The sequence below is a fragment of the Dactylosporangium thailandense genome, assembly GCF_059739745.1.
This window is the reverse complement of the sequence record NZ_AP029195.1, coordinates 8,571,119-8,585,325: the sequence shown is the minus strand read 5'-3', so window position 1 is coordinate 8,585,325 and position 14,207 is coordinate 8,571,119. Positions and strand designations below refer to the sequence as shown.

Genomic DNA, 14,207 nt, shown 5'->3' with positions numbered 1-14,207 from the left:
GGAAGATGCGAAACGGGGGCACGGCGTCGCCGCCGTGCCCCCGGAAGTTACCGAACCGCTGTCACGGCTTCGGCAGGGCCGCCTCGATCAGCGCCTGCTGCTCGGCGTCGTGCAGCTTGGTCGAGCCCACCGCGGGTGCGGCGGCGGCCGGCCGGGAGATGCGGCGCAGCCCCACGCCCTGCAGCTGCTCGAGCAGGTTGAGCGCGATGAACGACCAGGCGCCCTGGTTCGCCGGCTCCTCCTGGACCCAGGCGAAGTCCTCGGCGTTCGGGTACTGCTCCAGCGCCGCCTTGAGCTCCTCGATCGGCATCGGGTAGAGCTGCTCGACGCGGATGATCGCCGTGTCGGTGATGCCGCGGTCGGTGCGCGCCTGGAGCAGGTCGTAGAAGACCTTGCCCGAGCACAGCAGGACCCGCTTCACCGCGTTGGGGTCCAGCGCGGTGCCCTTCACGCCCGGGTCGGCCAGCACCGTGGAGAAGGTGCCGGTGGTGAAGTCCTCGACGCCCGACACGCACAGCCGGTGCCGCAGCAGCGACTTGGGCGTGAAGACCACGAGCGGCTTCTTCTTCGGCGACAGGGCCTGGCGGCGCAGCAGGTGGAAGTGGTTCGCGGGGGTGGTCGGCACCGCCACGCGCATGTTGTCCTCGGCGCACAGCTGCAGATACCGCTCCAGCCGCCCCGACGTGTGGTCCGGGCCCTGGCCCTCGTGCGAGTGCGGCAGCAGCAGCGTGACCGAGGCCAGCTGGCCCCACTTGACCTCGCCGGAGGAGATGAACTCGTCCACGATCGACTGGGCGCCGTTGACGAAGTCGCCGAACTGCGCCTCCCACATGACCAGCGCGTCCGGGTTCTCCACCGAGTAGCCGTATTCGAAGCCCATCGCCGCGAACTCCGACAGCAGCGAGTCGTAGATGAAGAGCTTCGCGTTGTCCTTGATCAGCGACGACACCGGCATGTAGTCCGCGCCGGTCTCGGCGTCGACGATCCCGGCGTGGCGCTGCACGAACGTGCCGCGCCGCGAGTCCTGGCCGGAGAGGCGGACCGTGACGCCGTCGTGGACCAGCGAGCCGAATGCGATGATCTCGCTGAAGCCCCAGTCGATGTCGCCCTCGGCGGCCATCTTCGCGCGGCGGTCGAGCAGCTGCTGGACGCGCTTGTGCGGGGTGAAGCCGTCGGGGAGCTTGACGTGGGCCTCGCCGATCGCCCGCAGTACCGATTCATCGATCTTGGTCTCGACCACCGGCTCGGCCTCGGGCTCGCGCAGCCGGGTGAGCCGCGCGGCGGGCGAGCTGGAGGCGTCCCGGGTCGCCTTGAACACCGTCTCGAGCTGCTCGTGGTAGTCCTTGAGCAGCGCCTCGGCCTCGGTGATCGGGATGTCGCCGCGGCCGATGAGCTCCTCGGTGTAGATCTTTCGCACCGAGCGCTTCTGGTCGATGATCGCGTACATCAGCGGGTTGGTCATCGAGGGGTCGTCGCCCTCGTTGTGCCCGCGGCGGCGGTAGCAGACCAGGTCGATCACGACGTCCTTGTTGAACGCCTGGCGGTATTCGAACGCCAGCCGCGCCACGCGCACGACGGCCTCGGGGTCGTCGCCGTTGACGTGGAAGATCGGCGCCTGGATCATCCGGGCGACGTCGGTCGAGTAGAGCGACGAGCGCGAGTACTCCGGCGCGGTGGTGAACCCGACCTGGTTGTTGACCACGACGTGGACGGTGCCGCCGGTGCGGTAGCCGCGCAGCTGCGACAGGTTCAGCGTCTCGGCCACGACGCCCTGGCCGGCGAAGGCCGCGTCGCCGTGGATGAGCAGCGGCAGGACGGTGTAGCCCTCGAGCTTGAGGTCGATCTTGTCCTGCTTGGCCCGCACGATGCCCTCGAGCACCGGGTTCACGGCCTCCAGGTGCGACGGGTTCGCAACGACCGAGACGGTGGTCGCGTGCTCGCCGTCCGGGTGCGTGTACTTGCCGGTCATGCCCAGGTGGTACTTCACGTCGCCGGAGCCGTGCGCCGACTTCAGGTCCAGGTGGCCCTCGAACTCGGAGAAGATCTTCTCGTACGGCTTGCCGACGATGTTGGCCAGCACGTTGAGCCGGCCGCGGTGCGCCATGCCGATGACGACCTCGTCGAGCTCGCCCTCGGCCGAGTTCTGCAGGATCTCGTCGAGCAGCGGGATCAGCGACTCGCCGCCCTCCAGGGAGAAGCGGCGCTGCCCGACGTACTTCGTCTGCAGGAAGGTCTCGAAGGCCTCGGCGGCGTTGAGGCGGTTGAGGATGTGCTTCTGCTCGTCGGTGCCGGGCTTCTCGTAGGGCTTCTCGACCCGCTCGGCGATCCAGCGCCGCTCCTCCGGGTCCATGATGTGCATGTACTCCACGCCGACCCGGCGGCAGTAGGAGTCACGCAGCACGCCGAGCACGGCCCGCAGCTTCATCTTCTGCTTGCCGGAGAACCCGCCGACCGGGAAGACGCGGTCGAGGTCCCACAGGGTCAGCCCGTGCTCGAGCACGTCGAGGTCGGGGTGGCGGCGGATGCGGAACTCGAGCGGGTCGGTGTCGGCCATCAGGTGACCGCGCACCCGGTAGGCGTGGATGAGCTCCACGACCCGGGCCGCCTTGTCGATCTGGCCCTCGGAGGTGCGGGCCACGTCGCGGACCCAGCGCACCGGCTCGTACGGGATGCGCAGCGCGGTGAAGATCTGGTCGTAGAACCCGTGCTCGCCGAGCAGCAGCTCGTGCATGACCTTGAGGAACTCGCCGGACTGGGCGCCCTGGATGATCCGGTGGTCGTAGGTGCTGGTCAGCGTGATGATCTTGCTGATGCCGAGCTCGGCCAGGGTCTCGTCGGACATGCCGGCGTAGGGCGCCGGGTATTCCATCGCGCCGACGCCGATGATCGTGCCCTGCCCGGTCATGAGCCGCGGCATCGAGTGCACGGTGCCGATGCCGCCCGGGTTGGTCAGCGAGATCGTGGTGCCGGCGTAGTCGTCCATGGTCAGCTCGTTGCGCCGGGCGCGGCGGACGATGTCCTCGTAGGCCGACCAGAACTGGCGGAAGTCCATGTCCCCGGCGCCCTTGATGCTGGGCACGACGAGGGAGCGGGAGCCGTCCGGCTTGGCCAGGTCGATCGCGATGCCCAGGTTGACGTGCTCGGGCTCGACCAGGTTCGGCTTGCCGTCGATCTCGGCGAAGCTGTTGTTCATCTCCGGGTGCGCGGCGAGGGCCCGGACCAGCGCGTATCCGATCAGGTGCGTGAAGGACACCTTCCCGCCGCGGCCGCGGGCGAGATGGTTGTTGATCACGATCCGGTTGTCGGAGAGCAGCTTGGCCGGCACGGCGCGCACGCTCGTGGCCGTGGGAACCTCGAGCGAGGCGTCCATGTTCTGCACGATGCGAGCGGCCACGCCGCGCAGCGGGACGCGCTTCGCGCCGCCGGCGGGGGCAGGGGCCTCCCGCGTCGGCGCGGGCTTGGTGGCCGGGACGGCCTTCTTCTCCGCCGCCTTCTCGGGGGCCTTCTCGACCGGCTTGGCCGCCGGTGCGGGCGCGGCGGGCTTGGCGGCCTTCTTCTCGACCGGCTTCTCGGCGGGCTTGGCCGGCGCCGCGGCCTCGGCGACGTCCGGGGCAGGCTTGTAGTCCGCGAAGAAGTCGTGCCACGCCGAGTCCACGCTCGCCGGGTCCGCGAGGTACCGCTGGTACATGTCCTCGACGATCCACTCGTTCGGGCCAAATCCCGCCAGCGGATTCTCCTGCGAGTTGGTCGCTTGGGTCGACACGGCTCTTGATCGCCTCTTCCAAACGCGAGTTGCTAGGGGTTACGGATGTCCGGTCCTTTAGGCTACGCGCTGCCTAACGCTCGTTCGTCGCCGACGCCGCCGGAGTGACCATGTTGGCGAGCGGCCTGACGTCCTACCCTTACAACTGTGGCCGCCCGAGGGCGGCCACAGTTGTCCAAGATCTTGCAGTTACATCTTGCGCAACTCTTGAGGCGGTGCTGCGAGCACCCGGTCGCACACCGTCACGCGATGTCGCGCTTGCGGGTGATCAGGGTGCCGATTGTGCCCAGGATCACCGCCCAGCCGACGAGCACCACGACACCGACCCAGCGGGCGGGCAGGTGGGTGTCGCCCACCTGGCCACGCAGCGTGCCGACCACATGCTCGGAGGCGAGCGGCGGAATGTAGACGGCCGCCTCCATCACCCAGTCCTCCTTGATGAGGTACGTCCGGATGAGTGCCAGCATGGCCAGCGCCGCGTAGGTGCCGATGGTGTAGACGACCGCGGCCGTGATCGTCGCGCCGATCTGGCTGCGGATGAGCACCCCGATGCCGATGCCGAAGATTCCCCACAGGACGTACACCAGCAGGTTGAGCAGGATCGCCTGTTGCGCGGTCCAGTGCCCCAGGCTGTTGGCCACGCCCTCGCTGGAGAAGAAGATCGCGCCGACCACGACGTTGATCACGGTGGCGATGAACCAGAAGATCACCGCCATCGCGCCGCCGGTGATCAGCTTCGCCGCGATGACCTTCGTGCGCTTCGGCGTCGCCAGGAACGTCGCCGTCGCGGTCTGGTGGTAGAACTCGTTCGTGATCAGCAGGATCGCCAGCAGCATCACCATCATCAGGCCGAAGAACTGGCCCGACGTGTAGACGTTGGCGGCGATGCGGGCGAGCCCGGCCCCGGTGTGGTTGGCCGCCGCCTCGTCCTTCGCGGCCTGCTGCTGGGCCAGGAAGTCGGCCTGGTCCTGCGGCGACATCCCGGGCGGCGGGGCCTGGTTCAGGTAGTCCGGCGTGGACAGGTCCGAGTCCGCCTGGGCGGTGTTGATGAGCAGCGCGAGCCCGACGAACGCCACCGAGCACAGCAGGAAGATCCACCACATGTTCGTGGTGCGCAGCTTGATCAGCTCGCTGCGGATGAGCCGGATCATCGGATGTCCGCCCTTCCCTGGGTCAGTTCGAGGAACACGTGCTCCAGGTCGGGCCGCTCGGCGACCAGTTCGTGCAGCTCGACCCCGGCCTGCAGGGCGAGCTTGCCCACGGCCGGGGCGTCCAGGCCGGTGATCATGTGCGCGCCGGTGTTGCCGGGGTTGATCGTCCCGCCGGCCTCGCGCACCGCGGTGACCAGCTCCTGGATGTTGGGCGTGCGCACCCGCACCGTGGCCTGCGTCGAGCCCTGGCCGATGATCTTCTCGACGGGGCCCTGGGTGACCAGCTTGCCCGCGGCGATGATGACCACGTCGTCGGCGAGGATCTCCATCTCCGACAGCAGGTGGCTGGAGACGAGCACCGTGCGCCCCTGCTGGGCCAGGCCCTGCAGCAGCCCGCGCATCCAGCGGATGCCCTCGGGGTCCAGGCCGTTGGCCGGCTCGTCGAGGATCAGCACCTTCGGGTTGCCCAGCAGCGCCTGCGCGATGCCGAGGCGCTGCTTCATGCCCAGCGAGTAGCCGCGGAACTTGCGCTTGGCCGCGGTGGTGAGCCCGACCAGCTCCAGCACCTCGTCGACCCGCGAGGCGGGGAAGCCCCCGGCCGCGGCCACGCAGCGCAGGTGGTTGCGCGCGGTGCGGCCCTTGTGCGCGGCCGAGGCCTCAAGGATCGCCCCGACCAGCTGCAACGGCTCGGCGACATCGGCGTAGCGGTGCCCGCCGATGGTCGCGGTGCCGGACGTCGGCGTGACGAGGTTGAGCACCATGCGCAGGGTGGTGGTCTTGCCGGCACCGTTCGGCCCGAGGAACCCGGTGACGCGGCCCGGCTCGACCACGAACGACAAATTGTCGACGGCTCTGACGTTGCGGTACTGCTTCGTCAGGCCGGAGACGACGATCTGCCCGTTGGACAACGCGCCGCTCCCTCCGTGAGACAGGTGAAGGCGCCAATATGGCATGTCCGGACAAGCCGCGCGCGATCTAGGGTCGATCCGCCACGCGGATGACGTGCTTGAGCCCGGACCAGGTTTCGTCGATCGCGCACACCTTAACGTCCACGCGCCCGTTGGCCAGGGCGTATTCGCGAACGATGTTCTCGTCGAGATCGGTGGCCATCCCGGAGGCGCGCTTCGGCCACGCCACCCAGAGCGCGCCGGCGGGCGGGGTGAGCCGGTGCAGAACCCGCCACCGGCGGCGCAACCGGGCGGAGTCGGGACAGAACAGGACGATCACGTCGTACAGCCCCGGCGTGCTGCGGCGGTGGAGTACCACGTCCGCTGGCAGCTCCGCGAGGTCGAACCCGGGCGGAGCGCCATCCAGCAGGACGCGATGTCCCGCGTGGATCCCGAGCTTCTTGGGTAACGGTGTGCCTGAATATCCCGCCATGGCTGACCACGGTAGCGACAGTTCACCCGCGCGCCATCAGGCGAACCTGTGAGCGTCAGCCATCCGCAGACCTCGACGCCTACACCGAACGCATGACGATTCTCGCCGTCGCCGCCGGCCCGCAAGAGCTGGGCGACTTGCAGCGCTACACCCTGCTGGTGGCCACCGACGGCGCCCAGGTCCGGGCCGCACAACGGCTCCGCCACGACGTCTTCGCCGGTGAGCTGGGCGCCACCCTGCACGGCTCCGAGGAAGGCCTCGACACCGACGCGTTCGACGAGCACTGCGACCACCTGATCATCCGCGAGGAGCTTACCGGCGAGGTCGTGGGGACCTACCGCATGCTCCCGCCGGACCGGGCGGCCGCGGCCGGCGGACTCTACGCCGACACCGAGTTCGACCTCACCGGCCTCGCCCAGCTGCGCGAGGGCCTGGTCGAGACCGGCCGCTCCTGCGTGCACCCCGACCACCGCAGCGGCGCCGTCATCAACCTCATGTGGGCCGGCATCGCGCGCTACATGCACCTGCACGGGCACCGCTGGCTCGGCGGCTGCGCGTCGGTTCCGCTGGCCGACGGCGGCGCGACCGCGGCGGGCGTCTGGGACCTCGCCCAGCGCAAGCACCTGGTGCCGAGCGCCTGGCGGGTGCGCCCCCGCAACCCGTGGGTCTGCGACCTCGAGCCCCCGGCCAAGGTCAACGTGCCGCCGCTGCTCAAGGGCTACCTGCGCCTGGGCGCCTGGGTGGGCGGCGCGCCGGCTCACGACCCCGACTTCGACTGCGCCGACTTCTACGTGCTGCTGTCGCTGGATCGGGTCAACCCGCGGTACATGCGCCACTTCCTCGGACAGGAGTGACCCCATGGCGGTCATGGACAGCCTCTGGCTGCCTCGCTCGACGTGCGGCGCGGACTGCCTGCCGGCCGCCTCGGACCGGCACGTCTCGCGCCTGATCGTGGCCAAGCGCATCGCGGTCACCGGCACCGTGCTGCTCTTCGCCGCCCTCTCGGTGCCGGTGCTGGCCCTGCTGCCCCAGCGCGGCCTGATCCGCGCCCAGCGCGCCCTGGCCCGCTCGGTGCTGGCGGGCCTCGGCATCAAGCACTCCGCGACCGGCCGCATCCCGCAGTCCGGCGCCCTGCTCGTGGCCAACCACGTGAGCTGGCTGGACGTGATCGTGATCCTCGCCCACGCGCCGGCCCGCCTGCTGGCCAAGCGCGAGGTCCGCTCGTGGCCCCTCATCGGCCGCCTGGCCGCGACGCTCGGCACCGTGTTCGTGGACCGCGCCCGCCCGAAGAGCCTCCCGTCGACGGTCGCGGAGGTGCGCGGCAACATCGCGGCCGGCGGCGTGGTCGCGGTCTTCCCGGAGGGCACGACCTGGTGCGGGCGCATGGGCGGGACCTTCCGCCCGGCGATGTTCCAGGCCGCGGTCGATGCCGGCGTACCGGTCGTGCCCGTCCGCCTCACCTTCGCCCAGGGCGGGGTGGTGACGACGGTGGCCGCCTTCATCGGCGACGAGACCCTGCTGGCGTCCCTCAAACGAGTCCTGGCCGCGCGCGACCTCTCCATCAGCCTGCGGGCCCACCCGAAGCTGCACCCGGCCCCCTGCGACTCCCATCCGCACTCGCACACGCACTCCCGCCGGGTCCTGGCGCGCGCGGCGACCGCCGTCGTGGCGGCCTGACCCCTGCGCGGCCGCGCACATCACTGCCTCTCCTGTGCATTGAAGAGCGCGCTTTCTCGAGGCCATCACCACCTACCGCAGCATCGGCGCCGGGCACCGGGTGGACCGGCGCCCGGCGGAAGCCGTCACTGCTCCAGGACCTCCCAGGCCTTCGGGACCCAGATCCAGTGGTCGTTCACGTACACCAGGCCCTCGTAGGCGCGGCCCGTGTCCTGGCCCGGCTCGGTGTACTTCCAGCGGTACACCGTGAGGCCCGGCCGCAGGTGGGCGCCGAGCTTCTCGTAGCCGCCCGGGAAGTCGCGCTCAACGGCCGGGGTCCACTTTCGGATGTCCTCGGTCGTGGCCTGGTACAGCTTGAGGTCGGTCTGGGACGCCGAGCCGGCCAGCTGGACCTTCTCGCCGTTCCACAGCTTCGTCTTGTAGTACGACTCCGCCTTCGACGCCAGCTCGTCCGTGAACACCGCGGCGTAGTCGGCCGCCGTGGGCTGGAGGGTCTTCACCGTCTCCGCGCCGTCGGCCGCGCGCAGGGCCTCCATCAGGGCCTTCGCGCCCGTCTCGCCCTTCGGGAACGCGGCGGCCTTCGCGGTGGTGGAGGCCGCCGGGGCGGGAGTGTCGGCGGCGGGGTCGCCGCAGGCGGTCAGGGCCAGGCCGAGCAGGGCTATGGGTAGCGCAAGTCGCTTCATGTGAATGCTCCTTCAATGATCACGAAGCGCTCACGCTAATCGCGGGCGTCAAGCGTTGCTGTCGGAAGGTTTCCGCAGGTCAGGGCCGAGGTTGCCCGGCGCCGGGAGACAGTCGGTCACATTGCCGACACGCCGCCGCCACGGAAACGGACCGTGTGCCTCGTGCGGCCGTCCGGGCGGGTGGCGGGCGGTTGCTAGCGTCCGCGCGCATGGGTGGCATCGAGGTGGACCAGGACGGGAGGGACATGGCCCTGCAGGCGTTGTTCCCGTTGTACCAGTCGCCGCAGCGCACCGAGGACGAGCGGGACGCCTACCGGGCGGCGCTGCGGGCCGCCCTCGCCGAGTACGGCAGCGACACCGCGTTCTACCTGCTCAAGGATCTGGGCTAGAACCGGACTCGGCCGTCAGCCGTCGATCGCTCCCGCGCCACTGCGCCGGACATGGCCCGAGCGCTCTGCGTGGCCCGCACCGCGCGCGTCAGCGTGGTGCACGCGCCCGGCGCAGTGCGCGCCCGGGGTGCGATGTCGAGCGCCACGGTGCGTGCGGGGCTGGACCGGGCCATCTGCGCCGACCACCCGTCTAGCCATTATGTCGTGAGTGACAGTCGCGATGTATCGCGTTTCGCGCTACGCTCGGGGGCAAGAGCGTGAGCGGAGCGAGGAGTGCGCGACATGACCGCGTGGGAGATTGGCGAGCCGCGGAAGATTGTGCTCGAAGAAGGCGTCACTGACCTCAGTGTCTCGCTCGTCGCGGGGCGGCTCAACGTCGTCGGGTCCGATGACGGGCCCGCGCGCGTCGAAGTGGCCGAGATCGGGGACCGGCCCGTGCACGTCGAGGTCGGCGACGGGCGGCTCGACGTCACGCAGGAGTTCCCGAAGGGCTGGCCCGGGTTCCTGTGGTGGCTGTTCCACCAGCGGTTCAAGGTCGACGTCTCGATCGTGGTGCCGACGGGGGCCGCGGTCCGGCTGCACCTCGCGTCGGGTGCGGTCATCGCGTCCTCGCTGCGCAAAGGGGCCACCGTGGACGTCACCAGCGGGCGGATCACGCTGCTCGGCATCGACGGGCCGGTGTCCGGGCGGGTCGTGTCCGGCTCGATCGAGGGGCTCACGCTCGGGGGCACCGTGGCGTTCGAGACGGTGTCGGGCGAGATCGTGGTGGCGGATTCGACGGCGGGGGAGGTCTCGGCTCGTACCATCTCCGGCTCTGTCACCTGCGATCTCGACAACCCTCCGGCCGGGACCGAGGTGCGCCTCGACACGGTGTCGGGGGAGATCACGGCGCGGGTGCGGGAGGACAGCGACCTGCGGGTGAGCCTGCACGCGATCTCCGGGCACGTGGTGAACGGGTTCCCCGAGCTCGACCAGCACGCGAAGAACACCGTCACCGGGCGTCTCGGCACGGGGTCCGGTGGACATCTGGCGGCCAGCGCCACGTCTGGCACGATCTCGTTGTTGCGCAGACCGGTGGACGACGAGCCGCCGATGGACGACGAGGACGCCGAACCGCCCATGGACGACGAGGAAGCGATGCGCCTGATGGGCGGCGAACCGCCGACCGACGGCGAGCCACCGACCAACGGCGAACCGCCAGCCAAGGACCAGGAAGAAGAGAAGACGGCATGAGCGCGGTGTTCAGCCACGGCCGGCTCCGGCTCTACCTGCTGAAGCTGCTCAACGAGGGCCCCCGCCACGGCTACGAGCTCATCCGCCTGCTGGAGAACCGCTTCCACGGCCTCTACGCCCCGTCGGCCGGCACCATCTACCCCCGCCTGCAGCGCATGGAGGCCGACGGCCTGATCACGCACACGGCGGAGGGCGGCCGGAAGGTGTACGAGATCACCGCCGCCGGCCGCGCCGAGCTCGACCGGCGCGCCCGCGAGCTCGAGTCGCTCGAGGCCGACATCAACGCCTCCCTCGCCGACCTCTCGACGCTCGCCGACGAGGTCGAGCAGGGCGTTCGCGGCTCCGTGCGCGACCTCAAGCGGGAGCTCAAGGAGGCCAGCCGCCAGGTGCGCAACGGCCCGCCGCCGGCGCCGGGCTCGTTCGGGTGGGGCTACCCGCCGCGACCCGGCGCCACCGGGGCTCGCCCGGCCGCCCCGCCCGCGGACGTGGTCGGCGAGCTGGAGGACAAGGCCGCGCTGCTGCTGGCCGAGGTGCGCCGCCTGGCTCGCACGGGCCGCGCGAGCCAGGAGACCATGCGTGCCACCCTGGTGGTGTTGGACGGCGCGATCGACCAGGTGAGACGCTTGCTGAGGTAGGCCGGACGGTGCCCAGGAACTTCCCAGGCAACCACCAGCCCTACTCCAGCGGAGGGCGGAAAGATATGCGCATGGGGGTACGAGGCGGCGTCGCACAATCCGGGGGTGCATCGTCGCCAGGCGTGGCGCAGGCTGAGGCGAGGCTGCTCGTGGTCGAGGACGACCCGAATATCCGCGAGCTCCTCTCCGCCAGCCTGCGCTTTGCCGGTTTTGCGGTGGACGCGGTGACCACCGGCAGTGAGGCGGTCACCGCGGCCCGCGAGGCCAAGCCCGACCTGGTGGTCCTCGACGTGATGCTGCCCGACCTCGACGGCTTCGAGGTGATCCGGCGCCTCCGCGAGGGCGGGGTGCGGCTCCCGGTCGTCTTCCTGACCGCGCGCGACGGCACCGAGGACAAGGTCCGCGGCCTCACGCTCGGCGGCGACGACTACGTCACCAAGCCGTTCAGCCTGGAGGAGCTCACCGCCCGCATCCGGGCCGTGCTGCGCCGCACCGCCGGCGATCCCGGGCCCAACCGCCTGGTCTTCCACGACCTGGAGCTGGACGAGGAGACGCACGAGGTGAGCCGGGCGGGACAGACCATCGCGCTGTCCCCGACGGAGTTCAAGCTGCTGCGGTACCTCATGCTGAACGCCGGCCGCGTGCTGTCCAAGGCCCAGATCCTGGACTTCGTGTGGAACTACGACTTCCGCGGCGACGACAGCATCGTGGAGTCCTACATCTCCTACCTGCGCCGCAAGGTCGACATCGCCGAGCCGCGGCTCATCCACACCCTGCGCGGCGTGGGCTACGTCCTGCGCCTGCCCGTCTGATCCGGTCCTGCGGTGCGGTTCATCGCCGACGTTCCGCTGCGGGTCAAGCTCGTGGCGGCCGTGCTGACCCTGGTCACCATGGCGCTGCTCGTCATCGGCGTCGCCAGTGCCCTGGTCATGCGCAGCTCGATGATCGACAAGGTCGACGGCCAGCTGCGCCAGCTCGCCGGCAACGTCGACCTCGACCGGCTGCAGGCGCAGGTGCAGGCCCAGGCCCGCGGTCAGGCGTCCGTCATGACGCAGAGCAACTACTTCTACTTCTATCTGGCCTACAACTCCAAGGACCAGCTGGGCTGGCAGATCGTCGGGCTGTCCGACAGCGACCCCCGGCCGCCGCTACCGGTGGGCGACGACGTGAGCGACCACATCGGTGAGCCCTACACCGTGACCGCCGCCAGCACCCGCGAGCGCTGGCGGGTGCTGATCATCAAGCGGCCCACCACCCGGCAGGACGGCGTCAACGTCATCGGCGTCGCCGAGAACCTGTCGATGATCGACAACGCGGTCGACGAGCTCGTCGCGGCCGAGCTGTTCATCGGCGCGGGCGTGCTCGTGGTCATCGCCGCCGTCGGGGTCACCATCGTGCGGACCAGCCTGCAGCCGCTGCGCGACATCGAGCGCACCGCGGCCGCGATCGCCGCCGGCGACCTCACCAAGCGCGTGCCCGAGAGCCCGCCCGAGACGGAGATGGGCCACCTCGCCGGCGCGCTGAACGTCATGCTCGGGCAGATCGAGGGGGCCTTCCGCGTGCGCGAGGCGTCCGAGGAGCGCATGCGGCAGTTCATCGCCGACGCCTCCCACGAGCTGCGCACGCCGCTCACCACCATCAGGGGATTCGCCGAGCTGTACCGCCAGGGCGCCGCCCGCGCCCCGGAGGAGACCTCGGCCCTGCTGCGCCGCATCGAGGACGAGGCCAACCGGATGGGGCTGCTGGTCGAGGACCTGCTGATGCTGGCCCGCCTCGACCAGGAGCGCCCGCTCAGCCTGGCCGACATGGACCTGCGGGTGATCGCCGGCGACGCGGTCGCGGCCGCCTCCGCCGTGGCCCCCGACCGCGACATCGCGCTGGAGCTCGAGACCGACGAGCCCATCGAGGTCAACGGCGACGAGGCGCGGCTGCGGCAGGTGGTCGGCAACCTCATGACCAACGCGCTGACCCACACGCCGCCGGGCACGCCCGTGCAGCTGCGGCTGCGCCGCGACGGCGGCGACGCGCTGATCGAGATCGTGGACCACGGGCCGGGCCTGACCGACGAGCAGGCGTCCCGCGTCTTCGAGCGCTTCTACCGCGTCGACAAGGCGCGCACCCGCCAGCAGGCCGGCGGCTCGCACAGCGGCAGCGGGCTGGGCCTGGCGATCGTCGCCGCGCTCGTGGCGGTGCACCAGGGCACGGTCTCGGTCTTCGTCACTCCCGGTGGCGGGGCGACTTTCCAGGTTCGGCTTCCCCTCACAGCCGGTTCCCAGGCCGCTCCCGGTGGCCCGCAAGTAACTCCGGCCAAGCTCAAATCATGAGCGAACAGCAGGGATGGGCGCAGACGCCGGCCGCCGAAGCACAGCAGCACATGCCTTCCAACCACGTGCCGCCGCACGTCCCGCACATGCAGCACCCCCCGCAGTGGTACCCGCCGTCGTCACCCTATGTGACGCCCGCCGCCGCGGTGCCGGCTCCTCTCAAGAGCCGCCGGCTGAGCAAGGGCGTCGTCGCGGTGGTCGCCGCGGTCGCGATCTCCGCCGCGTCGGCCTTCGGCGGCGGGGTCGCCGCCCTCGAGCTGCGGCCGGCGAGCGGGACGAGCACCGTGGTCAGCGCGCAGAACTCCAGCTCCTCGAAGTCGGGCAGCACGAACCTCGCCGACGTCGCGGCCGCCGTGCTGCCGAGCGTGGTCTCCATCAACACCGGCTCGGCGGTCGGCTCGGGCGTGATCATCACGACCGACGGCGCCATCCTCACCAACAACCACGTCGTCGCGACCGCCCGCGGCAACACGGTGCAGATCAGCTTCTCCGACGGCAAGTCGGGCACCGCCCAGATCGTCGGCACCGACGAGGCCAACGACCTCGCGGTCGTCAAGCTCACCGGCGGCGGCACCTACACCCCGCTGGCCTTCGCCGACAGCTCCTCCGTCAAGGTGGGCGACGCGGTCCTCGCCGTCGGCAGCCCGCTGGGCCTGGAGGCGTCGGTGACCTCCGGCATCGTCAGCGCGCTCAACCGTGAGATCGACGAGAGCGCCGAGTCGGGCCAGGGCGGCCGCGGCCAGCAGGTCTCGACCGGCGCGAAGATCACGGGCGCGATCCAGACCGACGCCGCGATCAACCCGGGCAACTCGGGCGGCGCCCTGGTCAACATGGCCGGGCAGCTCATCGGCATCAACACCGCCATCGCCTCGACCAGCGAGACGGCCGGCAACATCGGCGTCGGCTTCGCGATCTCCAGCAACACCGCCAAGTCTGTCGCTCAGCAGCTGCTCAGTTAGCACCGCACCACAA

The 14,207-nt window shown here is 70.5% G+C and carries 13 protein-coding genes; 8 read left to right on the top strand and 5 right to left on the bottom strand.

The annotated features are described in order from the left end of the window. Positions 1–61 precede the first annotated feature (61 nt). From AC6JBM_RS38170 to AC6JBM_RS38155, 4 genes are all read right to left on the bottom strand, one after another. Positions 62–3,763, bottom strand: coding sequence for a multifunctional oxoglutarate decarboxylase/oxoglutarate dehydrogenase thiamine pyrophosphate-binding subunit/dihydrolipoyllysine-residue succinyltransferase subunit (locus AC6JBM_RS38170; RefSeq protein WP_497978748.1), 3,702 nt, complete (start codon positions 3,761–3,763; stop codon positions 62–64). Positions 3,764–4,005: 242 nt separating this feature from the next. Continuing rightward, on the bottom strand, positions 4,006–4,914 hold the full coding sequence (locus AC6JBM_RS38165; RefSeq protein WP_497978747.1) for a DUF2705 family protein: 909 nt from the start codon (positions 4,912–4,914) through the stop codon (positions 4,006–4,008). Beyond that, positions 4,911–5,822 carry an ABC transporter ATP-binding protein gene (locus AC6JBM_RS38160; protein ID WP_497978746.1) on the bottom strand — a complete coding sequence of 304 codons (912 nt, stop codon included), beginning with the start codon at positions 5,820–5,822 and terminating at the stop codon, positions 4,911–4,913. The genes AC6JBM_RS38165 and AC6JBM_RS38160 overlap by 4 nt, the downstream gene beginning before the upstream one ends. 67 nt (positions 5,823–5,889) lie before the next feature. Further along, a complete protein-coding gene (locus tag AC6JBM_RS38155; protein ID WP_497978745.1) occupies positions 5,890–6,141 on the bottom strand; it encodes a hypothetical protein in 252 nt (83 codons plus the stop codon). A 245-nt stretch (positions 6,142–6,386) separates the two neighbouring features. Here AC6JBM_RS38155 and AC6JBM_RS38150 point away from each other — a divergent pair, with 245 nt between their 5' ends. Continuing rightward, positions 6,387–7,148 carry a GNAT family N-acetyltransferase gene (locus AC6JBM_RS38150; protein ID WP_350611605.1) on the top strand — a complete coding sequence of 254 codons (762 nt, stop codon included), beginning with the start codon at positions 6,387–6,389 and terminating at the stop codon, positions 7,146–7,148. A 4-nt stretch (positions 7,149–7,152) separates the two neighbouring features. After that, positions 7,153–7,971, top strand: a complete 819-nt coding sequence (locus AC6JBM_RS38145; RefSeq protein ID WP_497978744.1) for a lysophospholipid acyltransferase family protein — start codon at positions 7,153–7,155, stop codon at positions 7,969–7,971. Between the two features lie 125 nt (positions 7,972–8,096). Here the strand turns inward: AC6JBM_RS38145 and AC6JBM_RS38140 are convergent, their stop codons facing one another. Then, positions 8,097–8,654: a hypothetical protein gene (locus AC6JBM_RS38140; protein ID WP_497978743.1), complete on the bottom strand. Its 558-nt coding sequence runs from the start codon at positions 8,652–8,654 to the stop codon at positions 8,097–8,099. Between the two features lie 209 nt (positions 8,655–8,863). Between AC6JBM_RS38140 and AC6JBM_RS38135 the strand changes: the two genes are divergently transcribed. The 6 genes from AC6JBM_RS38135 to AC6JBM_RS38110 all read left to right on the top strand — a co-directional run bounded on the left by AC6JBM_RS38135 (position 8,864) and on the right by AC6JBM_RS38110 (position 14,194). Continuing rightward, entirely contained in the window at positions 8,864–9,043 is a 180-nt protein-coding gene (locus tag AC6JBM_RS38135) for a hypothetical protein (RefSeq protein WP_497978742.1), read from the top strand. A gap of 282 nt (positions 9,044–9,325) precedes the next feature. Then, positions 9,326–10,276 carry a DUF4097 family beta strand repeat-containing protein gene (locus AC6JBM_RS38130; protein WP_497978741.1) on the top strand — a complete coding sequence of 317 codons (951 nt, stop codon included), beginning with the start codon at positions 9,326–9,328 and terminating at the stop codon, positions 10,274–10,276. Further along, positions 10,273–10,911: a PadR family transcriptional regulator gene (locus AC6JBM_RS38125; protein ID WP_497978740.1), complete on the top strand. Its 639-nt coding sequence runs from the start codon at positions 10,273–10,275 to the stop codon at positions 10,909–10,911. The genes AC6JBM_RS38130 and AC6JBM_RS38125 overlap by 4 nt, the downstream gene beginning before the upstream one ends. A gap of 122 nt (positions 10,912–11,033) precedes the next feature. After that, positions 11,034–11,723 carry a response regulator transcription factor gene (locus tag AC6JBM_RS38120; RefSeq protein ID WP_350627064.1) on the top strand — a complete coding sequence of 230 codons (690 nt, stop codon included), beginning with the start codon at positions 11,034–11,036 and terminating at the stop codon, positions 11,721–11,723. A 12-nt stretch (positions 11,724–11,735) separates the two neighbouring features. Then, complete coding sequence (locus AC6JBM_RS38115; protein ID WP_497978739.1) at positions 11,736–13,235, top strand: sensor histidine kinase; 1,500 nt, start codon at positions 11,736–11,738, stop codon at positions 13,233–13,235. Further along, a complete protein-coding gene (locus AC6JBM_RS38110; protein WP_497978738.1) occupies positions 13,232–14,194 on the top strand; it encodes a S1C family serine protease in 963 nt (320 codons plus the stop codon). Before AC6JBM_RS38115 ends, AC6JBM_RS38110 begins: the two co-directional genes overlap by 4 nt. Positions 14,195–14,207 lie beyond the last annotated feature (13 nt).

What these genes read in the sequence shown, in the direction of transcription:
- AC6JBM_RS38150 (WP_350611605.1), top strand. Translation starts at nt 6,387, where the DNA reads ATGACGATTCTCGCCGTCGCCGCCGGCCCGCAAGAGCTGGGCGACTTG.
- AC6JBM_RS38125 (WP_497978740.1), top strand. Translation starts at nt 10,273, where the DNA reads ATGAGCGCGGTGTTCAGCCACGGCCGGCTCCGGCTCTACCTGCTGAAG.
- AC6JBM_RS38110 (WP_497978738.1), top strand. Translation starts at nt 13,232, where the DNA reads ATGAGCGAACAGCAGGGATGGGCGCAGACGCCGGCCGCCGAAGCACAG.
- AC6JBM_RS38130 (WP_497978741.1), top strand. Translation starts at nt 9,326, where the DNA reads ATGACCGCGTGGGAGATTGGCGAGCCGCGGAAGATTGTGCTCGAAGAA.
- AC6JBM_RS38135 (WP_497978742.1), top strand. Translation starts at nt 8,864, where the DNA reads ATGGGTGGCATCGAGGTGGACCAGGACGGGAGGGACATGGCCCTGCAG.
- AC6JBM_RS38165 (WP_497978747.1), bottom strand. Translation starts at nt 4,914, where the DNA reads ATGATCCGGCTCATCCGCAGCGAGCTGATCAAGCTGCGCACCACGAAC.
- AC6JBM_RS38140 (WP_497978743.1), bottom strand. Translation starts at nt 8,654, where the DNA reads ATGAAGCGACTTGCGCTACCCATAGCCCTGCTCGGCCTGGCCCTGACC.
- AC6JBM_RS38145 (WP_497978744.1), top strand. Translation starts at nt 7,153, where the DNA reads ATGGCGGTCATGGACAGCCTCTGGCTGCCTCGCTCGACGTGCGGCGCG.